This is a genomic window from Fodinicola feengrottensis (assembly GCF_039530045.1).
Lineage (GTDB): Bacteria > Actinomycetota > Actinomycetes > Mycobacteriales > HKI-0501 > Fodinicola > Fodinicola feengrottensis.
Map to the genome: position 1 here is coordinate 75,602 of NZ_BAAANY010000012.1, position 22,840 is coordinate 98,441.

Genomic DNA, 22,840 nt, shown 5'->3' on the forward strand with positions numbered 1-22,840 from the left:
TTGTGGTCACTACGTCCACGCCCACCGCGAGCAGTGTTCTGGTCCAGCGCGCGCTGACCATCAACGGCATGTTTCTCATGGTCGTCGGGGGTGTTCAGGTCATCCTGGAACTGTCCGGCTACTTCGGAATCGGACTGTACGCCGCCGCCTTCCACTCGTCGCCGTACACGATCGGCTTCGCTGAGGCGCACGGTCTCGCGTTGATTATTGGTTGGACGCTGTTTTCCCAGCGGTCAAAGGCATATCGCCCGGCGAATCACATCCTCGCTGTGTCGGTGCACGTTTTGCTGGCAGCGGCGAACATCTTCTTCTGGCGCAGCTATCCGGCTTTCGGCATGGTGGTGCCCGGCATTTTGTCGACTGTCGCGCATATCGGGTTGGTCATCCTGCAGGTTGTGGTGCTCAGCCGGCAATCGGGCGACAGACCGTCCTAAGTACAGTGCCGCGGGTCCCCGCGCAGGTACGCGGGGACCCTGGTATGCCGTAGAGATGGCTGAAGCTGTCGTACGGGTGGATGGGCGGGCGTTGACCTGCGCCGAGGTCGCGCTGGTGGCGGACGGGCAGGCGCGGGTCGAGCTGGACTACGAGGCGGTCAGCCGGGCTGAACAGTCGTGGCAGCTGGCCGGCGACCTCGCCACCCGCCGGCACGTCTATGGACGTACGACCGGCGTCGGCGCGAACCGTGACGAGGCGGTCCCGGCGGAGGCCGCCGGCGACTACGGCCTGCGGTTGTTGCGCAGCCACGCCGGCGGCGGTGGAAGTCCGTTGCCGGCTCCGCACGTACGAGCGATGCTGCTGATCCGGCTGAACCAGCTGGCCACCGGCCGTTCCGGCGCCCATCCGCGGCTGCCGACGGCGTTGGCGCAGGCGCTCGCGGACGGCGCCCTGCCGCTCGTCCACCGGTTCGGCGCGATTGGCACCGGCGACCTGACCGCGCTGGCCGAGACCGGGCTGGCGCTGGCCGGCGAGCGGCCGTGGGCGGTCGGCCACCTGCCGGCGATCCCGATCGACACCGGTGACGCGCTTGCCTTTATGAGCAGCAACGCGGCCACTCTCGCGGAGTCCGCGCTGGTGTGCGTCGGCCTCGACCGGCTGCTGCGGGCCAGCCACTGCGTCGCGGCGCTCTCGTACGTGGCGCTGGACGGGTCACCGGAGGCGTACGCGACGCCCGTCCACGAGGCCCGGCCACATCCCGGCCAGGTCGAATGCGCCGCCGAGATTCGCCGGCTGCTCGGCATGCACGGAGTCACCAAACCCGGTAGCCGACTCCAGGATCCGTACGGCCTGCGGGCGTTTCCGCAGGTCCAAGGGCCGGCGCTGGACACTCGGCGGTATTTGGAGCAGGTGCTGGAAATCGAGATCAACGCCAGCGCGGAGAACCCGATGGTGTCCGTCGCGGACGGGAACGTGTTCCACCACGCGCACTTCCACACGGCATATCTGGCGCTTGCCCTCGACCAGGTCCGGTCCGCGCTGCACTCGGTCGCCGAGCTGTCCGCGGCCCGGCTCGGCGACCTGGTCGAGCCGGCTTTCACCGGCCTGTCGCCGTTCCTCGCGGCCGGCCCGCCGGGCAGCTCCGGGGTGATGATCCTGGAGTACGTGGCGCACGACATGCTCACGCAGCTGCGGCAGGCCGCGCTGCCGGTGTCGCTCGGGACGGCCGTGGTGTCCCGCGGAATGGAGGACCACGCCAGCTTCTCCACCCAGGCGGCCCGGCAGACCGCCGCCGCGGCCGACGCGTACCAGCAGGTCCTCGCCTGCGAGCTGGTCGCAGCCGTACGCGCGCTCCGGATGCGGCACGCGGAAATGCTGGACATCCCCGCCCGTACCGCCTTCGACCAAGCCTGCGCAGTCCTGGACGCGGACCTCTCGGACCGCTCGCTGACCGCCGACGTACAGGCCGCCGCCGACCTCCTCCCCTCCCTCGCCGACCTCTGATCCCTCTGACACCAAAACCGCTCCGCCGAGCGACGCAATTTCTGTGGCACTCGCCGAACGCCACACTTTTCTTGCCATTGGACAACTCTTGGCTCATCGACTGCAGCACAAAATCCCGCACTCGACATCGAGTGCGGGACATTGTGCCGCACTCAACGCCGAAGTTTCGCGCTGTAGCGGGTAATTCAGCGGAACCAGGCCAGACGCACGCAAGAGGCATCGCGGCCAAAGGTTCAGGCGGGTACGACGGCCAAGCGGCCGACGGTTTTGCCGTCGGCTAGGCGCTGGACGGCGTCGGGGACCTCGGTGAAGGGGATCTGTTCGGTGATCAACGGCTTGATGGCGCCGGCGTCGGCGAGCTTGGTCAGCTCGGCGTGGCACTCGGCGACCAGCTGCGGCGCGCGCTGGGTGTAGAGGCCCCAGTGCAGGCCGACGATCGAGTAGTTCTTGATCAGCGCGTGGTTGATGCCCGGCGTCGGGATGGTGCCGCTCGCGAACCCGATCACCAGGATCCGGCCCTCGAAGGCGATCACCTTGGTGGACTGCTGGTACGCGTCACCGCCGACCGGGTCGTACACGACGTCCACGCCTTTTCCGTCCGTCGCCGCCTTGACGGCCGCAATGACGTCTTCCTTTTTGCGGTCAATGACCAGGTCCGCACCCAGCTGCCGGGCGAAGTCGGCCTTCGCCTCGCCGCCCACCACGCCGATCACCCGCGCTCCGGCCGCCTTGCCCAGCTGCACGGCCGCGCTACCGACCCCGCCGGCCGCGGCATGTACGAGCAGAGTCTCACCCGGCTGGAGGTTGGCTCGGCGATGCAATGCGAACCAGCCGGTCTGATAGCCGATGAACAGCGCGGACGCCTCCGCGTCGGTCAGCGACGCTGGTGCGGGGAAGGCGGCGATCGCGCCGGTCAGCGTGAGGTCCGCGAACGCGCCGGGCGCTCCGCCCAGCACTCGGTCCCCCGGCTTGAACCCGGTGACGCCTTCGCCGACCTCCAGGACCTCGCCGCACATCTCCTGGCCGATCGTGAACGGCAGCGGCGGCTTGACCTGGTAGAGCCCGCGGCACATCAGCGCGTCCGGGAAGTTCACCGCCGCGGCCAGCGGCTTGACCAGCAGTTGCCCCGCCGCTGGCGTCGGGTCGTCGACTTCGACGAGCTTCAGAACCTTCGCCGGCTCCCCGAGCTCCTGAACCTGCCAGGCCCGCATACGCCTCTCCCATCGATCGCCGTCATCCTGCGGCTCACCATACGTGCCCCCGCCGCCATTCCCATACCGACCGGTCGGACGGTATGGGCGTGCGGCCGTCTTGGAGCCTTTCGTGTATCCAGCCGACATCCACCGGTTCGTTGCTCGGGGGAAGATCAAAGTCAAGACCTTGCCCTTCGGGCGGACTCTCCTGGATCGAGAGTCAGCCGCCGACTGTTTTGCCGCGGGATGGGACGACGTAGACGGCGGGTGGTTCGGGTGCGGCGTTCCAATGCAAGCCGTCCTGGCTGACCAGCCACACGGCGGGCACCTGCTTGTCGGGGTCCTTCTCGACCCGGACATTCGCTACGACGCCGCCAGCCGCGGTGTCGCCGAGCCATTGGACGTGGCCGGCCCCGATGGCCTGGGCGAACGTCTGGCCACCGTCCTTGCTGATCCAGACCTGGGCGTCGTCAGGCTGCCCTGGCGCGTACGCCCGGACCAGCAGTGATCCGTCGGACCGCAGCGCGCCGCCACCGATCTGGCGATTGGGCAGTCCATGGGCGGAAACCCGATCCCAACTGCCGCCGCCGTCCGTCGAAACATAAACGGCGCCGGTCCGTCCGATCGCGTACGCCGTCCGGCCGTCGACATCGACAATGTCGGCCGGAATCTGATCGGCGAGTTTCCAGCTGCGGCCTGCGTCATGGCTGATCGCAGGCGATGAATGCGAGGCCGGTGCCTTGCTGGCGGACGTACGGATGACCTCCTTGTTCACCAGCGTCCACAACGATCCGTCGGCGGCTTGCCGCAGGTGACCGCCGGGCTGCCACCAACTCCCTGGATTGTCGTCCTCGACGACCTGCAGCGGCGGCTGGTGAGCGAGTGGTTTCCGCGCACCGCTGCCCGGGTCCTGCGCCGCCAGCCCGAGAGTTCCACCGTTCGTGACGTGGAGGTAGGTGATGGCCCGCCAGCCGGACGGAACCTGGTCGACGGTGGCCTCAGGCGCGGACCGCCGCGTCCAACTCTGGCCTCCATCCAGGCTCACGTAGTCGCCGATGGTCACTGTCTGGCCGTCGCCGGCGACCGGGCCAGCCGGCTCACTGGGGGTTCCGTCGACACTGTTCACCAGCTTCGGGATCTCCGCCGGCAGGGTCCACGCCTGCCAGGTGTAGCCGCCGTCGAGCGTTCGCGTCAGCGCGAACTTCCCGTCCTTCGTACGCGTCAGCGCATATGTCCGCCATTCGTCGGCGGTCCCGCTCGACATCAGCTCCATCCGCTGGTCAGCCGGGATCTTCACGCCGTGCAGCGGCCCGTGTACGGCCGGCGGCAGCAGCGGCGGAGTACCCGTCGGCGGCGCCCACACAGCGGTGGCCGGCGGCAGCGTCCGATCGGTGTCGGAGCCCAGCCGCGGCGCCGCGTAGGCGGCGAGTGCCACCACCACGACGATGGCGACCGGGACAAGCACCCAGCTCTGGCGGCGGATCCGGCGCCGTGTCAGGCCTTTGCGGTGAATCGACGCGAGGTCGGGAAAAGCACCGAGCTCGTCGACTTTCTCGCGGACGTCAACAAAATCTGCTGGAGTGGTCATGATCTATGCACCTGCCTTGGTCAGATCGTCCGCGAGCAGCGAACCGAGGGCGGCACGGCCGCGGGACAGCCGCGATTTGACAGTGCCCTGCGAGACACCGAGGGTGGCCGCGATGTCGACGACCGGCAGGTCGGCGATGTAGTGCAGCGCCACAGTCTCGGCCTGCGGGCGTGGCAGCCGGCGGATCGCGGCCATCACCGCGACCCGGTCGGGCGACGCTCCGTCGACCACCGGATCAGGGTCGGCCGCGCGTCTGAGCAGCAACGCCAGGTGTTTCGCGCGTTTCCACCTACTGACCGCGATGTTCCTCGCGACGGTGCGCGGCCAGGCCTCCGGGCTGTCCGCCGCGAGGATGTTCTCGCGCTTGGACACGGCCCGTACGAACGCCTCTGCGACCACGTCCTGCGCCTCGGTCATGTTGCCGGTCAGCGCGTACATGCTGACCAGCAAGCGTCTGTAGGTGTTCCGGAAGATGTGATCGAGGTCGGCGTCCGGTGTCCGGTCGCTCATCGTCCCCCCGCTTGTCGAGTTCAGAAGCAGTGTCACAGGGGATGACAGACGACCAGGGGGTCGGGTTCCACGCGATCTCAGGCGAATATGCCTGGTTACCCGCACTGGCGCAGAGGCATGTGTGAATGAGGCCCATGGTTAAGCGGGGCCGCGTATGACGTACTGCTCGAACCGGACACCGTCCGGCAGCTCAACCGACCCGACGCTCAGCCGCGCCCTGCGCGCGCTCCATGAATGATCCAGCGCGCCAACTCGTCATCCGCCATGATCACCACCCGATTCGCCGCCCGGCGGATCGGGAGTCCGGGCGGCGCTTCTCGTACTGTGAGCTGTCGGCAGCGGAGAAACCCGAGAAACTAGTTGGTGACAGCGGCCTTCAGAGCGTCGGCGCGGTCGGTCTTCTCCCAGGTGAACTCGTCCAGCTCACGGCCGAAGTGGCCATACGCGGCGGTCTTCTGGTAGATCGGGCGGAGCAGGTCCAGGTCGCGGATGATCGCGGCCGGGCGCAGGTCGAACACGGACGTGATGGCGTCCTGGATCTTGGCCGGCGCGACCGTCTCGGTGCCGAAGGTCTCGACGAACAGGCCGACCGGCTGGGCCTTGCCGATCGCGTACGCGACCTGGACCTCGACCCGGGCGGCGAGGCCGGCGGCGACCACGTTCTTGGCCACCCACCGCATCGCGTACGCGGCGGAGCGGTCGACCTTGGACGGGTCCTTGCCGCTGAAGGCGCCGCCGCCGTGCCGGGCGAAGCCGCCGTACGTGTCGACGATGATCTTGCGGCCGGTGAGGCCGGCGTCGCCCATCGGGCCGCCGATCTCAAAGCGGCCGGTCGGGTTCACCAGCAGCCGGTAGTCGCTGGTGTCCAGGCCCAGCTCCTTCAGCTCGGGCGCGACCACGTGCTCGGCGATGTCGGGCTGCAGCAGCTCTTCGAGCGAGATGTCGGCGGCGTGCTGGCTGGAGACGACGACCGTGTCCAGACGCACCGCCTTGGTGCCGTCGTACTCGATGGTGACCTGGGTTTTGCCGTCGGGCCGCAGGTAGGGAATCACGCCGTCCTTGCGGACCTGGGTGAGCCGCCGGGCAAGCCGGTGCGCGAGCGCGATCGGCAGCGGCATCAGCTCGGGGGTGTCATCGTTCGCGTACCCGAACATCAACCCCTGGTCGCCGGCGCCCTGCCGGTCCAGCGCGTCCTCGACGCTCTCGCCGGTCCGCGCCTCGTACGCCGAGTCGACGCCCTGCGCGATGTCCGGCGACTGCGAGCCGATCGACACGCTGACACCGCAGGACGCACCGTCGAAGCCCTTGCGGGAGGAGTCGTAGCCGATCTCCAGGATCGTCTCGCGGACGATCTTGGGGATGTCGGCATACGCCTCGGTGGTGACCTCGCCGGCCACGTGCACCAGGCCGGTGGTCAGCAGCGTCTCCACGGCGACCCGGCTACGCTTGTCCTGCGCGAGCAGCGCGTCGAGGATGCCGTCGCTGATCTGGTCCGCGATCTTGTCCGGGTGGCCCTCGGTGACGGACTCCGAGGTGAACAGGCGTCGAGACACAACTCTCCCAGGTGCTGAGGCTTCTTTTTTGACTAGCGACCGAGTCTACTTGTGGATCCGCGCCGGTAGGGCACCCGGTACGGCGTGATGGACGCCACCCGGCCCGGACATCCACCGGAAACGCACGAAGGCTAACGATCGGTGATCGGGTGACGCTCGAGCGCGAATACCCGACGTCCACCGGATGAATCCCTTCGCGCGGCCTTTCTAGCAGCGGCTAAGCGTTGCTTTGATGCGTCTCATGAGCGAGCGTTCGGAGTTTGGGGTGTCCCGGCGGCGCCTCCTGGGCATGTCCGCGGCGGCGGCCGGGGCCGGTGCCCTCGGGTCGCTGCTACCGCCGTCCGTCCACGCGGCGATGGCGGCGCCGATGCAGCCCGGTGGCCTGCGGGCGATCGACCACGTGATCGTTCTCATGCAGGAGAACCGGTCTTTCGACCACTACTTCGGGCGGCTTCGGGGCGTACGCGGCTTCGCCGACCGGCATCCGCTGGCGCTGCCCGGCGGGCAGAGCGCCTTCCAGCAGCCGGCCGCCGGCCGCGACCCGGTGCTGCCGTTCTCGCTGCGCCGCGAGGCCGAGCGGGAAGGCCGGCCGGACACCGACATCCAGTATCTCGGCTCGCTCGACCACGGCTGGGCCGGCGGCGGAGTGGCCTGGTCGGGCGGCTGGAACAACGGCTGGATCGCCGCCAAGACGGCCGCCACCATGACGTATTACGAGCGCCAGGACATCGCCCTGCAGTACGAGCTGGCCGACACCTTCACGGTCTGCGACGCCTACCACTGCTCGCTTTTCGGTCCCACCAACCCGAACCGCAACTACCTGTGGTCGGGCAAGGTCGGCTACGAACCGGACGGGATCCGACGCGCGGTCGAGAACGACGCGTACGACTACGACCACAAAGGCTATTCCTGGTCGACCTACCCGGAGCGGCTGGAGGCGGCCGGTGTGAGTTGGCGGGTCTATCAGGAATTCGACAACTTTACCGACAACCCGCTCGAGTTCTTCCTGGCTTTCAAGAACATCGCGGACAAGGTGCTGGCGGCGGCCGGCCTGAAGTATCCGAGCATCAACGCCTTCTACGACGAGCTACTGACTTTCAGCGTGGACAAACAGAAGGCCCTAGCGGCTGCGCTGACCAACGGACTCACCGTGCTGACCGCCGCCGAACGCAGCCTTTACGACAAAGCCTTGTATCGCAGCGAAACGAACAGTCTCGTACCGCGACTGCGGGCCGACATCAAGGCCAAGAAGCTGCCCACGGTTTCCTGGCTGGTGCCCTCCGCGGTGCTCGCCGAGCATCCGGGCTCGTCCACACCGGTCGGCAGCGCCAACCTGATCTACGACGTGCTGGACGCCGTCGCGTCCGATGTGGACACCTGGTCGCGGACCGCGATTTTCCTGAACTTCGACGAAAACGACGGCTACTTCGACCACGTGCCGCCGCCTGTTCCGCCAGCACCGGTGAGCGGCAACAGCGACGACTACTACAACGGCCGGCCCATCGGGCTCGGCTTCCGCGTACCGATGACAGTGATCTCGCCGTGGTCGATTGGTGGTTTCGTCAACTCCGAGACCTTCGACCACACATCCGTGCTGCGTTTTCTGGAACGCTGGACCGGTGTCTCCGAGCCGAACATCAGCCCGTGGCGGCGGACCGTGGCCGGCGACCTGACCTCGGCTTTCGACTTCCGGAACAGCGGCAGGCCAGCAAAACTCACCCATCCGGGCGGCATTCCGGCGCCGATCACCCGCTGGCACCCGCAGCCGCCGGCCACCCAGGCGCTGCCCGACCAGGAGCCGGGCAACCGGCCGGCCCGGCCGCTGCCGTATCACCCGACGGTGGCGATCGAACCGGCCGCCGGCGGGCTGACCGTGGAGTTGGGCAACTACGGCAGCCGTACGACCCACTTCGCCATCTATTCGTACGCGCCGACGCCCACCCCGCCGCAACACGTGGACGTACGCGACCGGACCGTGCGGCCGGTCGGCGCGGTCGGCCCGTACCAACTGACGATCCAGGGCCCGAACCGCTTCTGGGCCGACGCGGCCGGCTCCACCACCGGTGCCGCGCACCCGATCGCGGTCCGGATCCTGCCCGCGGCCGGCCGGATGGACCTGCAAATCACTCTGCACAACACCGGCAAGCGAACCCTCGCGCTGGCGCTGACCGCCCGCGGCTACGGCTCGCACAAACAGCAACTCGCCCTCGCTCCCGGCCAAGCCCGACTGGTCAGCTGGCCGACCTCGCACGGCTGGTACGACGTGGAGATCACCGCTCCGACGGACACCACCTTCACCCGCCGGCTGACCGGCCGCCTCGAAGACGGCCGCCCCGGCCTCAGCGGCTGACACCGTTGGCGTGTCGCGACATGGCGCGCCGCGGGGTGCGGCGCGAAACTGTCGTACCGTCGTGAAATTTTGAGCCCCCGCCCTTTCAGAAGGGTGGGGGGCGGGTGGCGGGTTTTCATTACGTAAGTAGACGCGCGCGCGAGATAAGCGCGCGTTCAAGTGGCCGGCACGATGGTCGCGGGCCGGGTCTGCGCCGAAAGACCGGGTTTCTCGGCGGCGAGTAGGCGTTTGTTGTCGATCACTTCATGGGAAGTCCCACTATGGGGATGCCCACGAATGCGGTAGCGTGCGGTTATGGACAATCCGCTGCTGGGGATGCCGATGTTCGCGACCGTCCGGCTGGGCCGGATCGCCCGGGCCACGGTCAGCGGCGCGTTCGACCAGGAGGGGCTGTCGTGGCGGACACATTTCGCACTGTATTGCCTGACCGAGCTCGGCGAGCTGTCGCAGCGAGAGCTCGCCGACCATCTCACGATGGATCGAAGTGATCTGGTGAAAATGCTGGATGAGGTCGAGACGGCCGGCCTGGTACGGCGAGCGCCTGACCCGAGCGATCGGCGCCGGCGCATCCTTTCCATCACCGCCGCCGGCAAAGATCAGCTGCAGCGCGGCAAAGATGTTGTCGACCGTGCCACCGACGAATTTTTGGCCCACTTGAACGGCAACGAGCGTGAGCAGCTGCATCAGCTGACATTGCGAGCGATCGGCGCATGACCGAACACATCCAGACCGCCTCCCATTGGGGCGTCTACTCGGTGGAAACCGACCGCGCGACGCATGAAATTCGAGGAGTCGACGGCGTCTCGTACGACCCGCATCCATCGCCTATCCAGGCCAGCTTGCCCGAGACCGTGCACGGCCGGTTGCGGATAGACCAGCCGTACGTGCGAGAAGGCTATTTGCGATCGACCGGCCGGCGTGGCGCCGATGCGTACGTGCCGATCAGTTGGGAAGAGGCACTCGATCTCGTCGCCACCGCATTACTGGAAACCCGCGAAAAGCACGGAAACGAGTCGATTTACGGCGGCTCGTACGGCTGGGCCAGCGCCGGCCGGTTGCACCACTCCCCCAGCGTGCTCAAGCGTTTCCTGGCTCATTTCGGCGGGTATGTCGACAAGACCGGTAACCACAGTTTCGGTGCGGCGGCCGGAATCATGCCCTATGTCGTGGGCCGGTCGGACATCAGCAACCTGGTGGTGCCGTGGCCGGAGGTCGTCGAGCACACCAAGCTGCTGGTGATGTTCGGCGGCGCGCCGCTCAAGAACGCGCAAATAGACTCGGGCGGCGCGGTCAACCACGAGAATCCGGACTGGTACGCCAAAACTCGCGCGGCCGGCGTCGACGTGGTCTGCATCAGCCCGTACCAACACGATGTCGTCGAGACGGTCGCCCCGCGGTGGATCCCGATCCGACCGAACACAGATACGGCATTGATGATCGGACTGGCCCACACCTTGGTGTCCGAGCGTCGGCACGACCTCGAATTTCTGCACGAACACTGCGAAGGCTTTCCGGAATTCGAGCGTTATCTGCTCGGTCATGATGCCAGCTGGGCATCCAGGATCACCGGCGTACCCGAAGAAACGATCATCGACCTGGCCCGCCAAATGGCCTCGACGAGGACACTGGTCAACACAGCCTGGGCGGTCCAGCGTGCCGATCACGGCGAACAGCCGGTCTGGATGACGGTGGCGCTGGCCGCGGTCCTCGGCCAGATTGGCCTGCCCGGCGGCGGTTTCAGCCTCGGCCTCGGCGCCGTCAGCGGCATCGCGTTGCCGCGTACGACCGGCATCCCGCGGCCGAAACTGCCGCTGGACAGCAATCCGGTGAAGGCCACCGTGCCGGTGGCTCGGGTCACCGACCTGCTTTTGCACCCTGGCGAAGAAATTGAGCACAACGGTCGCGTCATCACCTTTCCCGACATCGAGTTGATCTACTCAGCGGGCGGGAACCCGTTTCACCACAACACCAACCTGAACCGCTTTCTGGGTGCCTGGCAGCGGCCCGCGACCGTCATCGTGCACGAGCCTTTCTGGACCCCACCGGCCAAACACGCCGACATCGTGCTGCCCGCGACCACCACGATGGAACGCAACGACATCGGCGCCGCGGAGCTCAGCCGGTTCTGGATCGCGATGCACCAGGTCGTGCCGCCGTTTCAGCAGGCTCGCAACGACTTCGACATCTTCTCCGAGCTGGCCGACCGGCTGGGATTCGGTGCCGAATACCACCAGAACCGCGACGAAATGGGCTGGCTGCGGCATATGTACGACGGCGCGCGGAAGCAGGCGCTCGAAGCCGGCTTCGACCCACCGGACTTCGACACCTTCTGGGCCAGTGACAAGTACGAGTTTCCAGCCGACGAAGGGCCAACAACCCTGTTCGCGGACTTCAGAGCGGGAGCTGCCCTCAAGACGCCGTCGGGCCGGATCGAGCTGGTCAGCGAAAAGATCCGGTCATTTGGCTACCCCGACTGTCCCGCGCACCCGGCCTGGCTGGAACCGGCCGAGTGGCTCGGTGGCCCGCTCGCGCGGCGATTTCCCTTGCATCTGCTGTCCCACCAGCCAGCGACCCGACTGCACAGCCAGCTCGACCACGCCTCGCTGAGCAGGCAGACCAAAATCCGGGACCGGGAGCCGATTCAGCTCAGTGTCGAGGACGCCAACGACCGTGGTCTCGTCGACGGCGATGTCGTACGAGTCTTCAACGACCGAGGCGCTTTCCTCGCCGGCGTACGGATCTGCACTACGCTGATGACCGGAGTCGTCCAGATCGCGACCGGCGCATGGTATGACCCGGCCGAGCCGGGCGTGCCCGGCAGCCTGGACAAACACGGCAACCCCAACGTCGTCACCCTCGACAAGGGAACGTCCCGGCTGTCTCAGGGCTCGACGGCCCAGACCTGCCTGGTAGAAGTCGAAAAGTACGACGACCCGCCGACCGTGACCGCTTTCGAGTTGCCGGTCATCCTTCGCGTTTGATCCGCGGCAGGACCAGGTCCCAGAGGACGTTCGCCAGCTTTTCCTTGGAACCGCGCGGAACCTCGGTCGACGAGCCGTCCGAGCCGAGCACCACGGCGGAGTTTTCGGTGCCTTCGAAGGCGCCGCCCTCACCAACGTAGTTGACCGCCAGCAAGTCACAGCCCTTGCGGGCCAGCTTCGCGCGACCCAGCTCCAGGACCGACCGGTCGGCGTCGCCGGTTTCGGCGGCGAAGCCGACGACCACCTGACCGGGCTTGCCGCGAGTGGCGGCCAGCTCGTGCAGGATGTCCGGGTTCTGCGCCAGCACGATCGTCGGCGCGGAGCCGTCGTCGGCCTTCTTGATCTTGTACGAGCTGGTGCCGACCGGCCGGAAGTCGGCCGGTGCCGCAGCCATCACCACCGCGTCCGCGGCCGGGTCGCGGGTGGCCGCCAGCATCGCGTCCCGCAGCTCTGCAGTGGTCCCGACCCGTACGACGATGACCCCGGTCGGGTCCGGCAGGCCGGAGTTTGCGGTGACCAGGGTGACGTGGGCGCCGCGGGCGGCGGCCGTACGAGCGAGTGCGTAGCCCTGCCGGCCGGACGAGCGGTTGCCGAGGAACCGAACCGGATCCAGCGGCTCACGCGTACCGCCAGCGGAAACGACGACTCGCAGGCCGGTGAGGTCGGCGGCAGCGGTGCCGCGTTCGAGGGTCGCGAAGGCGATCGCGGCGATGTCGTCGGGATCGGGCAACCGGCCCTGTCCGGTATCGGCGCCGGTCAGCCGGCCGACCGCCGGCTCGATGACGAGCGCGCCGCGGGATCGCAGAGTCGCGACGTTGTGCGCGGTGGCCGGATGCAGCCACATCTCGGTGTGCATGGCCGGCGCGAAGATGACCGGACAGGTCGCGGTCAACAGAGTGGAAGTCAGCAGGTCGTCGGCTCGGCCGTACGCGGCTTTCGCGAGCAGGTCAGCGGTGGCCGGTGCGACCACCACAAGATCGGCTTCGCGGCCCAGCCGCACGTGCGGGACCTCGTGCACGTCGGTCCACACGTCGGTCGCCACCGGCTGGCCGGAAAGGGCGGCCCAGGTGGGCTCACCGACGAATTTCAGCGCGCTCGCGGTCGGGATCACCCGTACGGACAGGCCGGACTCGGTGAGGCGGCGGAGCAGCTCGGCAGCCTTGTATGCGGCGATGCCGCCGCCGACCCCCAAAACAACGCGGCGTGCCGGCATGGTGCTCACCGACACGCCCCGCGACACATGATCTTTAGGACTCGACAACCTCGTGAGTCAGCAGGTTCGCGTTGATCTCCCGGAGCGAGATCGACAGCGGCTTCTCCTGCGGGCTGGTCTCCACCAGCGGTCCTACGTATTCCAGCAGGCCCTCGCCGAGCTGCGAATAGTACGCATTGATCTGGCGCGCGCGCTTGGCGGCGTAGATGACCAGCGCGTACTTGGAGCTGGTCTTCTCCAGAAGCTCGTCGATGGGGGGATTGGTGATGCCTTCAGGGGCGGCGACAGTGCCGGACACGCAGATCAGCCTCAGTCAACTGTGGGAAATGGTGGATGACTCGAGCAATAGTACCAACTCGTCGCACGCGTGTTGCACAGTGTCGTTAACCAGTACGACATCGAACTCACCCACAGCGGCCAGCTCGACCTCCGCGAGCTCGAATCTGCGCCGTACCGTCTCCTGGTCCTCGGTGCCCCGGCCGGACAACCGCTCGAACAGATGTTCGCGCGACGGCGGGGCGAGGAAGACCAGCAGGGCTTGCGGCTCGGCCACTCGGACCTGCCGGGCGCCGAACAGGTCGATCTCCAGCAACGCGGATTTTCCCTGCGAAAGCCGGCGTTCCACCGGCTCACGTGGGGTCCCGTACAAGTTGCCGGCATACTCGGCCCACTCCAACAACATGTTCGCGTCGACCATGGCCATGAACTGGTCACGGTTGACGAAGTGGTAGTGCACGCCGTCGCGTTCACCCGGACGTGGGTGTCGGGTCGTCGCCGACACCGACAGCCACACATCCGGATGCACGCGGCGCATAGTGGCGATCACGGTGCTCTTGCCGACCCCGGAGGGACCGGACAGAACAGTCAGCCGGCCTCGTTTGGTCAGATCGTCCGTGGTCACCGTCGACACTTACTGGCCGGGCGAGCCGAACTCGTCCAGCAGGGCACGTCGCTGGTTGTCGCCCAGCCCCCGCAACCGGCGGCTGCTGGCGATCTTGAACCGTTCCATGATCTGCACGGCCCGGATCTTGCCGATGCCGGGCAGCGCCTCGAGCACCGCCGCGACCTTCATCTTGCCGACAATCTCATCGGTGTCGGCTGCCTTGAGCACATCAGCGAGCGTGGTCTGGCCGTGCTTGAGCTTGTCTTTCAGCTCAGCCCGGGCCTTGCGTGCCACAGCGGCCTTTTCCAGAGCCGCCGCGCGCTGTTCTGGGCTCAGTGACGGGAGCGCCACTCTTTCACCTCGGTCAATGTCGTCGATGGGCAGATTTGGTGGTACACGGTCTGGCGATTCGCTGAACCTAGCGAGCGCCCGCCGCCCCCGGCAACGCGGGGTACGTAAGTCGGTGGTCAAAACTGGTACGTGCGGTTACAGCTATCACCCGCGTGTCACCGCCGCGACACACCGCTGGAGATGCTCTTCGGTGGCCTTACGCAGCGCTTCCGGACTCGGACCGGCCGCCAGCACCTCCCGGCTGACCGCCGGCAGGACAGCGCTGAGAGCGTCACCGAAGACCGCCCGCAGCCCTTCCGGAGTGCCGCCCTGAGCACCGATACCCGGGGCCAGGAACGGCCCGTTCAGCCGGGTCAGGTCGTGTCCAGTCTGGCCGATGGTGGCACCGACCACCGCGCCGATGGAGCCGAGCGGGGTGGCGCCGGCGTTGCGTACGGCCAGGTCGTCCAGCACGGCCTGGGCGACCGTCCGGCCGTCCGGCGTACGCGCGTGCTGCACCGACGGGGCCTCCGGGTTGGATGTGAGCGCGAGCACGAAGACCCCCCGCCCGTACTCCAGCGCGGTGTCGAACACCGGGTCGAGCGATCCGACGCCGAGGAACGGGCTGACCGTGATGGCGTCCGCGGCCAGCGACGAACCGTCGCGCAGGTAGGCGTCGGCATATCCGGCGGCAGTGGACCCAATGTCGCCGCGCTTCACGTCGAGCAGCACCAACGCGCCGGCCTGGCTGGCCAACCCGATCAGCCGCTCCAGCACCGCGATGCCGGCGCTGCCGTGCCGCTCGAAGAACGCCGACTGCGGTTTCACCACCGGCACCAGGTCACCGATGGCGTCGATGACGGTATCCGCGAACGCGGCCAGCCCGACCGGATTGTCCGGCAACCCCCACTTCGCGAGCAGCGCCGCGTGCGGGTCGATCCCGACGCAAAGCGGCCCGCGCTTGTCCATCGCCTGCCTGAGCCTGGTGCCGAAGGGTTCGCTCACACCCCCACCGTATGCGATCTGGCCCCTGACCGCCGCAAACGCGTACCTGTGACACGAATTCGGCAGCGGCGCTGGGTGTGGTGTGCGCAACTTCCGTACACAGATGTCACACCCGCCACTTGGACATCTCCGCTGGTCCTGGTCCGTTTGGGCGCTTCGGCGAGACGGTTGTCACATCTGTCGCAGTGTCCACTCTGGCATCAGACGGCGGCTCTGATTGCTCCCGAGTTCCACCGAAGTACCCGCTACTGCGCGAAACTGTCGCAGTTACTTGATTGAGTAGCCCCCACCCAGTGATCGGGTGGGGGGTGGGTCAGAGGCGCGCGCGTAGCCAAATTTTTTGTGGGTCCTGAGGTTTGTGGGGCTGCAAGTGCTGGAGTGACGCGCATTCACAACGGAGAGGTTGATCTTGGTTAGTTTGCCTACCCAAAACGGGCATCGGTCCGAAATGTTCTTTTCGTACGGGCCAACTAACCAAGATCAACATCCCAAAACACGAAGGTAACCATCCGGCCGCCATCTCGACACGCACCGTCGGATACCGCGCTTCCAGTCGGATACCGCGCGTTCCAGCCGGCCGAGGGTCGAGTTTGTACGGCACTCAACCACCTCGGCGCCACACTCTCAACACCAGTCACCTCAACACCACTGGCCCCACACTGAGGCTCCCCCGAACTCGAGCCTGCCGGCCACCGCCGACATTTTCGGCGCGTACCCCCGACAGCCCGTTCACTGCCAGGTTCGGCTCGTACGCGCCGAAAATGTCGCCACCACCTGATTGGCTCGAATTCGGGGGCGGCAAAATTCGCCGGCATTCCTGAACACTGTTGACGCAATCGGAATCCGATTGTGCAAGCACCGAAAAATGGTGCCCCCGAATTCGAGCCAACCAGGCGGCACCGACGAAATCGGCGACCAACCAAAACGAGCGAACGGGCTAAGTGGGTGGGAGGTACGGACCAAGGAGGCGGCCCAGTTTGGAGCCGATGGTGGCGGGGCGGGCGCCGGCGGTGAAAAGGACGCGCTCGACTGTGTCGAAGGTGGCGCGGTTGCCGTCCAGGAGTTCGACCTCGAGTTCGCGCCAGCCCTCGGAGCTTTCATGGCCGGGCAGCAGCACCTGGGCCGTGACATGGTCATCGCAGAGTTCGGCCAGTGGCTGGTCCCCGACCAGGGTGAGCACCAACCGCCGGGTGGAAATCCGGGCAGCGGGAGCCAACGCGGCACCACCGGAGACCTCGCGGACCAGAGCCACCAGGTCCGGCGGGATGTCGTCGCTCAGGTCCCGGTGAACCTCGCGGCGCGCGTCCACACCGGCTGGCAGTTTCACGTGCCAGCCGGCGTCGTTTCCGCCGGTACGACGACGAAAAGTCACCTTCGCGGCGAGCAGTCGGAGATCGACCGTGTCGTAGTAGGTGGCGTCCAGGAGACGCTCGGCGGGGCCGTCCACCCGGCCGAGGCCGGACAGTGCCGGCACCTCGAAAGAGTCGTCGACCTCGTACGTACGCTCGACCTCCACATGGTCGCTCACGCGAGCTTGCCCAGCGCGTCTTCGATGGCGCGGTGGAAGGTCGGATAGGCGTAGATCATGTGCCGCAGAGACTCGGTGGACAGCCGTGCGTGTACGGCGACGGTGAGCGCGGACAGCACTTCCCCGCCGGACGGCCCGGCCGCGGTGGCACCGACCAGGATCCCGTCGGACTCCACCAGCTTGATGAAACCGTCATTGCCGACCTTGTGGATCCAGCCGCGGGCCGAGCTGGGCAGCTGGGTCAGGCCAATGCGTACGCGCGAACCAGCGTTGCGGGCCTGTTTCTCGGTCATCCCGACGGAGCCGATCTCCGGATCGGTGAAGGTCACCCGGGGCACCGCGTGGTAGGCGGCCGGTGGGCCGTCCTGGCCGAGGACGGTCCGGGTGGCGACCGCGGCCTGATACATCGACATGTGCGTGAAAGCGCCCTTGCCGGTGATGTCGCCGATCGCGTAGACACCGTCAGCGATCCGCATCCGGTCATCGGGCTCAAGAAAGCGCGCGCTCTCGTCCAGCCCCAGGGCGCCCACCCCCAGCTCCCCCAACGCGGTCCGGCGACCGGCGGCGACCAGCAGCTTCTCCGCGGTCACCATGCCGCCGTCCAGCTCGACGCTGAAGCCACCGTCGTACGACACCCGGGCGATCTTCGCGCCGGTATGCACGGTCAGGCCCTCGGCCACCAGGATCCGCGAGATCAGCTCGCTGGACTCCGGTTCCTCCAGCGCCAGCAGCCGGTCGGAGACCTCGATGACCGTCACGTCCGTACCAAAACGCGCGTACGCCTGCGCCAGCTCCAGCCCGATCGCACCGCCGCCGATCACGCACAGCGAGGCCGGCCGCTGCTCGGCCCGCAGGATCTCCCGGTTGGTCCAGTACGGCGTGCCGGCGAGGCCGTCGATCGGCGGCACCGCCGGGTCGGTGCCGGTGTTGATCACGATGGCCCGGGACGCGGTGAACTCCCGGTCCCCCACCGCGACGGTGTGCGGGCCGGTGATCCGGGCCCGGCCGCGGACGAAGACGCCGCCGGTCTTGGTGAACCGGTCGACCGCGACCTGGTCGTTCCAGTTGTCGGTGGCCTCGTCCCGGATCCGCCGGGCGACCGGCGTGAAGTCCGGCGTCACCGTCGAGCTGCCAGCCAGCTGAGGGACCCGGCCGGCCTCGGCCAGCGAGTCGGCCGCCCGGATGATCATTTTGCTCGGTACGCAGCCGAAATACGGGCACTCGCCGCCGACCAGCCGGGACTCGATCCCGACTGTCGTCAGGCCCGCGGTGGCGCATTGCGCGGCCACGTACTCGCCGCCCGGTCCCATTCCGATGACGACGACATCAACCTCTTCAGATGGCATGCCCGCCATGCTGCCGGATCGGACCACGAAGCGCTCGTCTCCCCTTCGAGCGTAAGGAATCAGTTCTCTCCGGGCGCCCTACCGTGGCCGTACATGGTCATCAGTGCCCGTGCACTGCCGCCGCCGCCGCGGATCAGATCGTCGGGATCGTCCGGGTCAGGCCGGATCGGCTGGCGTACGACCAGGATCGCGACGACGTAGACCACCGCCAGGCAGATCGGCACGGACACCGCGAGCCAGCCCCACCCGGAGTCGATGGCGGCCCCGGCGGCGCAGATCAGGGTGGCCAGCACCGCACCGGTGACCGCGTCCGTACGGTTGCGCAGGAACCGGCGGCTGCCCTTGCGTACGCCTCCGAGCAGCGCGAACCCCACCGCCAGCAGGCCCGCCGCGGCGGCCACCACGATCGCCAGCCAGCCGGTGACCGAGCCGTAGCCAAGGCCCGCCACGGCAAGCACGACGGCGACCAGGCAGGGCGCCACCGGCCACCGGAGGACCGCCAGCGACACCAAACCGGCTGCCGCACCAAACGCCAGCGAGGCACCCGAGCCGCCAACAAGCACCACGCCGGCCATCAGCAAACCGGCCGCCAGCTGCACGAACGCCATGGTGCGCCCACCCGGAACGGGCCGACGCAAAGACCGCAGCCGACGCGCGAAAAACGCCTCCGCGATCACGAGCTGACTCCGGAGAAGGCGCCGGAGCGGCGGGCCATCCGGCGTTGCGATATCGGCCCCAGCACCGCCTCCAGCGTGAGCCCGCGCTCCCAGCGGACCACCGGGATGCCCAGGTCGGCCAGCAGGATCCAGATCCCGCGCCGCTCGATCCGCCACATCCGCAGCGCCAGGTCGGCCTGCTCGCTGCCGGCGTTCACCGCCGGCTCGCCGCTCAGCACGTCGACCACCACCACTGATCGGCCACGGGCCCGCAGGTCACGCAGCACGCCGACGGTACGGGCGTCCACCAGCGGACTGAACACGATGACCACGGCCCGTTGCGGCAGCGCGCCGCGCGGGATCCGGTCCAGGTTCGGCTCCAGGTCGAAGTCCTCGTCCCTGGCGTCCAGCACCAGCTCGACGATCCGGTAGAACTGCCGCGAGCCGAGCTCGGCGGGCAGCCACTGGATCAGCCCGCCGAGCACCACCAGGCCGGCCCGGTCGCCGTTGCGCAGCGCCGCCTGGGCGAGGTCGCTGGCACCGTGCACGGACAGGTCCAGGCTCGACGTGCCGATCGGCCCCACGTCCGCGTACGCGTCGATCATCGCGACCACGTCGGCGGCCTGGTCCGGCAGCCGCTGGTTGACCAGCAACTGGCCGTGCCGGGCGCTGGCCTTCCAGTTCACCTGCCGGAGCTGGTCGCCGCTGGTGTACGTCCGGATGCCGGCGAACTCGGTGCCGGCGCCGGCCCGGCTGCTCACATGCAGGCCCACCCGGTTCGGTAGATCGGCCGGGATCGGCATCCGGGCCAGCTCGGTCGGCCGTGGGAAGACCCGCAAACCTGCCAGCTCGACCTGCGCGACAGCTAGCAGCATGCCGGCGTGCACACCACACGTGACCTGCACGGACGGCTGGTACGTGCCCCATCGGTGGACGCGTACGTCCCACTCGAAAGTGATGTGCCCAGGCCGGGTTTCCACCTTCGGCTCGGCGTCCACGACCAGCCCGTAGGGCAGCACCGGCCGCACGTCCACGTCGGCGCTGGCGGCCGGCAGCCGTACGTCCACCCGCAGCACGAGGATGTCCCGCTCGAAGCACCGCGTCTCCGAAAGCGCCGCCGTCATCGACAGCACCTTCGCCGGTCGGCCGGTGCGACCGGCGGCCGCCAACGCACCCAACGCCGGCGCCGCGAAGACGATCAACGACGCCTTGTCCGTCAGCAGCGCGAACCCGAAGGCGACCACCGCCAGCAGCGCGAACGTCCGCAACGCCGGCGAGGCGTGCCAGCGCAGCGGCACCTGGCCGCGGCCCTCGGAGGGCGCACTCATGCGAGTGACTTCATCCGCGGCGCCGGCACCCGGTCGACCAGTTCGGCCAGTACGTCGGCGGAGCTGATCCGGCGCACCCACATCTCCGGCCGCAGGCTGATCCGGTGCGACAGCGCGGGCCGCACCAGCGTCTTCACGTCGTCCGGGGTGACGAAGTCGCGGCCGGACACCAGCGCCTGCGCGCGGGACAGCTGCACCAGGTCCAGGGCACCGCGCGGGCTGGCGCCGACCAGCACCTGCGGGTGCTCGCGGCTCGCGTTGACCAGCTTCACCACGTACGCCAGCACGTCCTCGTGCACGCTCACCGTCTCCACAGCCCGCCGCATCTCCAGCAGCTCCTCGCGGCTGAGCACGGTGCTCACCGTCGCCTCCGGAGTGCCCCGGTCGAGCCGCCGGCGGAGCATCTGGATCTCCTGGTCCTCAGGCAGGTAACCAAGGCTGATCCGCATGCAGAACCGGTCGAGCTGGGCCTCGGGCAGCGGGTAGGTGCCCTCGTACTCGATCGGGTTGTCGGTCGCCAGCACGACATACGGGTCGGGCAGCTGGTGCGTACGACCGTCAACCGTCACCTGGCGCTCGCCCATCGCCTCCAGCAGCGCCGACTGGGTCTTAGGAGGCGTCCGGTTGATCTCGTCGGCCAGCAGCAGGTTGGTGAAGACCGGCCCCTGGTGGAAGGTGAACTCCTCGCGCTTCTGGTCGTAGACCGTTGCGCCCGTCACGTCCGCCGGCAACAGGTCCGGGGTGAACTGGATCCGGGTGAACTTCAGCCCGAAGGCGGCCGCGAACGATCGCGCGATCAGCGTCTTGCCGAGCCCAGGCAGGTCCTCCAGCAGCACGTGCCCACCGGCCAGCACACCGACCAGGATCAGCTCCAGCGCCGACCGCTTACCGATGACCGCCTTCTCTATTTCGTCCAGCACGCGAACCGTACGAGCCGCGGTGTCCGTTCCGGCGAGCGCCATTTCATGCCTCCAGCTTGGTGATGATTCGAGTGAGCGCGGCGCGCTCCGGACCGAGCACCGAGCGGTCCTCACAGATCCCGCGGGCCGGGTCGACCAGCGGCCAGAGCTGATCGCCCAGCAGCGTGCGGGCCAGATCCGGGCGGCTCAGGTGGTCGGTCTGGAACCGCTCGGACAGCAGCACGTCCAGGAGTTTGAGCAGGGTGGGGCGTACGCCGGTGTCCCAGTCCCGCTGCGAGCCGCCGCTCCAGCTGGCCACCGTGACCAGCCGGCCGACCGAGACCCGGCGGCGTTGGGCGACCGAGGCGGCCGCGGCCGCCCGTGCTGGCCGGATCCGGGTCACGCCCTGCCGGGCGGCCACCACCGCGATCAGGATGCCGGCGATCACGACGCCGGCGAGCAGCACCCCGCTCTGGCCGGCGAAGCCCCAGGCGACCACCATCAGCGCCACCCCGGCGACCGCGCTCAGGACGCTCACCGCGACGCGCTTGGCGCGACGGTTCATCGGGCCCGCTCCTGCAGGTCGTCGAGCATCTCCGACAGCGCGTCGGCGGCGGACGTACGATCCGGCTCGCCCATCGGATGATCGCTGAACCGGGCGACCGCGAACAGCTCCAGCAGCCGGTCGGCCGGCTCGCGCCGGATCAGTCCGGCCTGCCACCCCCGGCGCAGCACCTCACCGGGCGTGTCGGATACCCGTGGAGAGGCGTCCTGGTGGCTGGCGAGCGCGTTCTCCATCGCACCGAAGCAGCGGATGATCGCCGCCCGTGGACTCATGTCTCCGGCCAGCACCGCGTCCCGGCCGGCGAGGGCGGCCATCGCGAGCGGCGGCACCGCCGGTGAGATCGGCGCGGCCGCCAGCCGGTCCCGTCGGCGCATCCGGTTCAGCAGCAGGAGAGCAGCTCCGGCCAGCACCGCCGCGATGGCGATCGTGATCAGTGCGGGGCCAACCCAGTCCGGTGTGCCGAACAGGCCAGGCGCGTCCGGGGAACCGCTGATGCGCGGTCCGGAAGAGCTCGGACTTGGCCCCGGCAGCTTCGGTTTGGCCGGGCCGCTACGGAAAATGAGCACGAAGCCGAGCAGCCCGGCGCCTACCAACATGGCACCGAACACGGTGATCCGGGCCCTGGTCTGGTTGAGCGCGGCGAGCGTCGGGTTCATCAGCCAGAGCAGTCCGGACACCACCACCACGAAGGCGACCAGACCGACCGCGGCGAAGACGAAACGCAGCGATTCCGAGGTGAAGGTCCACTTCGCGGCCGAGTCGAGCCCGCCGTGCGCCAGCGCGTTGACGCCAGCCGCCGCGACCGCGAGCAGCACGGCCGCGAGGACCACCCACAGCCAGCCGACCACCCGGTCGTCCGGCGGCCGTGGCTCGCCGGAAGGTGCACCGCCCATACTCGCCCCCGTTGCTCGTACCGCTCAAGTACAAGTCCTACTCGGCGGTACGGCTACGGGGGCGGAATTTATGGCTTCGTT

Annotated in this window: 21 protein-coding genes; 5 read left to right on the plus strand and 16 right to left on the minus strand. The window is 68.2% G+C overall.

The features are described 5' to 3' along the window. Positions 1 to 2 precede the first annotated feature (2 nt). Complete coding sequence (locus tag ABD301_RS18525; RefSeq protein ID WP_344311494.1) at positions 3 to 434, plus strand: hypothetical protein; 432 nt, start codon at positions 3 to 5, stop codon at positions 432 to 434. Between the two features lie 55 nt (positions 435 to 489). Beyond that, positions 490 to 1,938 carry an aromatic amino acid ammonia-lyase gene (locus tag ABD301_RS18530; RefSeq protein WP_344311495.1) on the plus strand — a complete coding sequence of 483 codons (1,449 nt, stop codon included), beginning with the start codon at positions 490 to 492 and terminating at the stop codon, positions 1,936 to 1,938. A gap of 233 nt (positions 1,939 to 2,171) precedes the next feature. Here the strand turns inward: ABD301_RS18530 and ABD301_RS18535 are convergent, their stop codons facing one another. From ABD301_RS18535 to metK, 4 genes are all read right to left on the minus strand, one after another. Further along, positions 2,172 to 3,149, minus strand: coding sequence for an NADPH:quinone oxidoreductase family protein (locus tag ABD301_RS18535; RefSeq protein ID WP_344311496.1), 978 nt, complete (start codon positions 3,147 to 3,149; stop codon positions 2,172 to 2,174). Positions 3,150 to 3,351: 202 nt separating this feature from the next. Further along, positions 3,352 to 4,719, minus strand: a complete 1,368-nt coding sequence (locus ABD301_RS18540; RefSeq protein WP_163573113.1) for a sialidase family protein — start codon at positions 4,717 to 4,719, stop codon at positions 3,352 to 3,354. Positions 4,720 to 4,722: 3 nt separating this feature from the next. Next, positions 4,723 to 5,229, minus strand: a complete 507-nt coding sequence (locus tag ABD301_RS18545) for a SigE family RNA polymerase sigma factor (RefSeq protein WP_344311498.1) — start codon at positions 5,227 to 5,229, stop codon at positions 4,723 to 4,725. A 356-nt stretch (positions 5,230 to 5,585) separates the two neighbouring features. Beyond that, positions 5,586 to 6,782 carry a methionine adenosyltransferase gene (gene metK, locus ABD301_RS18550; protein ID WP_344311499.1) on the minus strand — a complete coding sequence of 399 codons (1,197 nt, stop codon included), beginning with the start codon at positions 6,780 to 6,782 and terminating at the stop codon, positions 5,586 to 5,588. Between the two features lie 241 nt (positions 6,783 to 7,023). Between metK and ABD301_RS18555 the strand changes: the two genes are divergently transcribed. The 3 genes from ABD301_RS18555 (at position 7,024) to ABD301_RS18565 (ending at position 12,113) form a co-directional block, all read left to right on the plus strand. Then, positions 7,024 to 9,132, plus strand: coding sequence for a phosphocholine-specific phospholipase C (locus tag ABD301_RS18555; protein ID WP_344311500.1), 2,109 nt, complete (start codon positions 7,024 to 7,026; stop codon positions 9,130 to 9,132). A 294-nt stretch (positions 9,133 to 9,426) separates the two neighbouring features. Further along, entirely contained in the window at positions 9,427 to 9,846 is a 420-nt protein-coding gene (locus tag ABD301_RS18560; protein WP_163573117.1) for a MarR family winged helix-turn-helix transcriptional regulator, read from the plus strand. Beyond that, positions 9,843 to 12,113, plus strand: coding sequence for a molybdopterin-dependent oxidoreductase (locus ABD301_RS18565; RefSeq protein ID WP_344311501.1), 2,271 nt, complete (start codon positions 9,843 to 9,845; stop codon positions 12,111 to 12,113). Before ABD301_RS18560 ends, ABD301_RS18565 begins: the two co-directional genes overlap by 4 nt. Here the strand turns inward: ABD301_RS18565 and coaBC are convergent. The 12 genes from coaBC to ABD301_RS18625 all read right to left on the minus strand — a co-directional run bounded on the left by coaBC (position 12,097) and on the right by ABD301_RS18625 (position 22,759). Then, on the minus strand, positions 12,097 to 13,326 hold the full coding sequence (gene coaBC / locus ABD301_RS18570; protein ID WP_344311502.1) for a bifunctional phosphopantothenoylcysteine decarboxylase/phosphopantothenate--cysteine ligase CoaBC: 1,230 nt from the start codon (positions 13,324 to 13,326) through the stop codon (positions 12,097 to 12,099). The two genes, ABD301_RS18565 and coaBC, sit on opposite strands and share 17 nt — an antisense overlap. A gap of 34 nt (positions 13,327 to 13,360) precedes the next feature. Beyond that, the gene (rpoZ, locus tag ABD301_RS18575) at positions 13,361 to 13,624 is read right to left on the minus strand and encodes a DNA-directed RNA polymerase subunit omega (RefSeq protein ID WP_344311504.1); all 264 of its coding nucleotides are present in this window, start codon (positions 13,622 to 13,624) and stop codon (positions 13,361 to 13,363) included. A 15-nt stretch (positions 13,625 to 13,639) separates the two neighbouring features. Continuing rightward, positions 13,640 to 14,227 (minus strand): guanylate kinase, encoded by a 588-nt coding sequence (gmk, locus tag ABD301_RS18580; RefSeq protein WP_279582911.1) that lies wholly within the window; start codon positions 14,225 to 14,227, stop codon positions 13,640 to 13,642. A gap of 9 nt (positions 14,228 to 14,236) precedes the next feature. Further along, positions 14,237 to 14,560: an integration host factor, actinobacterial type gene (gene mihF, locus ABD301_RS18585; protein ID WP_163573119.1), complete on the minus strand. Its 324-nt coding sequence runs from the start codon at positions 14,558 to 14,560 to the stop codon at positions 14,237 to 14,239. 144 nt (positions 14,561 to 14,704) lie between these two features. Continuing rightward, entirely contained in the window at positions 14,705 to 15,544 is an 840-nt protein-coding gene (pyrF, locus tag ABD301_RS18590) for an orotidine-5'-phosphate decarboxylase (RefSeq protein ID WP_344311505.1), read from the minus strand. Positions 15,545 to 16,481: 937 nt separating this feature from the next. Beyond that, a complete protein-coding gene (locus ABD301_RS18595) occupies positions 16,482 to 17,072 on the minus strand; it encodes a CYTH domain-containing protein (RefSeq protein ID WP_344311507.1) in 591 nt (196 codons plus the stop codon). Continuing rightward, positions 17,069 to 18,418, minus strand: coding sequence for a dihydrolipoyl dehydrogenase family protein (locus ABD301_RS18600; RefSeq protein ID WP_344311508.1), 1,350 nt, complete (start codon positions 18,416 to 18,418; stop codon positions 17,069 to 17,071). The genes ABD301_RS18595 and ABD301_RS18600 overlap by 4 nt, the downstream gene beginning before the upstream one ends. 59 nt (positions 18,419 to 18,477) lie before the next feature. Further along, positions 18,478 to 19,026 carry a hypothetical protein gene (locus ABD301_RS18605; RefSeq protein WP_344311510.1) on the minus strand — a complete coding sequence of 183 codons (549 nt, stop codon included), beginning with the start codon at positions 19,024 to 19,026 and terminating at the stop codon, positions 18,478 to 18,480. Positions 19,027 to 19,091: 65 nt separating this feature from the next. Beyond that, positions 19,092 to 20,402, minus strand: coding sequence for a DUF58 domain-containing protein (locus tag ABD301_RS18610; RefSeq protein WP_344311512.1), 1,311 nt, complete (start codon positions 20,400 to 20,402; stop codon positions 19,092 to 19,094). Beyond that, entirely contained in the window at positions 20,399 to 21,364 is a 966-nt protein-coding gene (locus ABD301_RS18615) for an AAA family ATPase (protein ID WP_163573124.1), read from the minus strand. Before ABD301_RS18615 ends, ABD301_RS18610 begins: the two co-directional genes overlap by 4 nt. A 1-nt stretch (position 21,365) precedes the next feature. Continuing rightward, a complete protein-coding gene (locus ABD301_RS18620; RefSeq protein WP_344311514.1) occupies positions 21,366 to 21,866 on the minus strand; it encodes a hypothetical protein in 501 nt (166 codons plus the stop codon). Continuing rightward, positions 21,863 to 22,759: a DUF4129 domain-containing protein gene (locus tag ABD301_RS18625; RefSeq protein ID WP_163573126.1), complete on the minus strand. Its 897-nt coding sequence runs from the start codon at positions 22,757 to 22,759 to the stop codon at positions 21,863 to 21,865. The genes ABD301_RS18620 and ABD301_RS18625 overlap by 4 nt, the downstream gene beginning before the upstream one ends. Between the last annotated feature and the right edge of the window lie 81 nt (positions 22,760 to 22,840).

Coding starts and splice junctions, on each gene's coding strand:
- ABD301_RS18530 (WP_344311495.1), top strand. CDS start 490: ATGGCTGAAGCTGTCGTACGGGTGGATGGGCGGGCGTTGACCTGCGCC.
- ABD301_RS18535 (WP_344311496.1), bottom strand. CDS start 3,149: ATGCGGGCCTGGCAGGTTCAGGAGCTCGGGGAGCCGGCGAAGGTTCTG.
- ABD301_RS18540 (WP_163573113.1), bottom strand. CDS start 4,719: ATGACCACTCCAGCAGATTTTGTTGACGTCCGCGAGAAAGTCGACGAG.
- ABD301_RS18545 (WP_344311498.1), bottom strand. CDS start 5,229: ATGAGCGACCGGACACCGGACGCCGACCTCGATCACATCTTCCGGAAC.
- ABD301_RS18555 (WP_344311500.1), top strand. CDS start 7,024: ATGAGCGAGCGTTCGGAGTTTGGGGTGTCCCGGCGGCGCCTCCTGGGC.
- ABD301_RS18560 (WP_163573117.1), top strand. CDS start 9,427: ATGGACAATCCGCTGCTGGGGATGCCGATGTTCGCGACCGTCCGGCTG.
- ABD301_RS18565 (WP_344311501.1), top strand. CDS start 9,843: ATGACCGAACACATCCAGACCGCCTCCCATTGGGGCGTCTACTCGGTG.
- coaBC (WP_344311502.1), bottom strand. CDS start 13,326: ATGCCGGCACGCCGCGTTGTTTTGGGGGTCGGCGGCGGCATCGCCGCA.
- ABD301_RS18600 (WP_344311508.1), bottom strand. CDS start 18,418: ATGCCATCTGAAGAGGTTGATGTCGTCGTCATCGGAATGGGACCGGGC.
- ABD301_RS18605 (WP_344311510.1), bottom strand. CDS start 19,026: ATGGCGTTCGTGCAGCTGGCGGCCGGTTTGCTGATGGCCGGCGTGGTG.
- ABD301_RS18610 (WP_344311512.1), bottom strand. CDS start 20,402: ATGAGTGCGCCCTCCGAGGGCCGCGGCCAGGTGCCGCTGCGCTGGCAC.
- ABD301_RS18615 (WP_163573124.1), bottom strand. CDS start 21,364: ATGGCGCTCGCCGGAACGGACACCGCGGCTCGTACGGTTCGCGTGCTG.
- ABD301_RS18620 (WP_344311514.1), bottom strand. CDS start 21,866: ATGAACCGTCGCGCCAAGCGCGTCGCGGTGAGCGTCCTGAGCGCGGTC.
- ABD301_RS18625 (WP_163573126.1), bottom strand. CDS start 22,759: ATGGGCGGTGCACCTTCCGGCGAGCCACGGCCGCCGGACGACCGGGTG.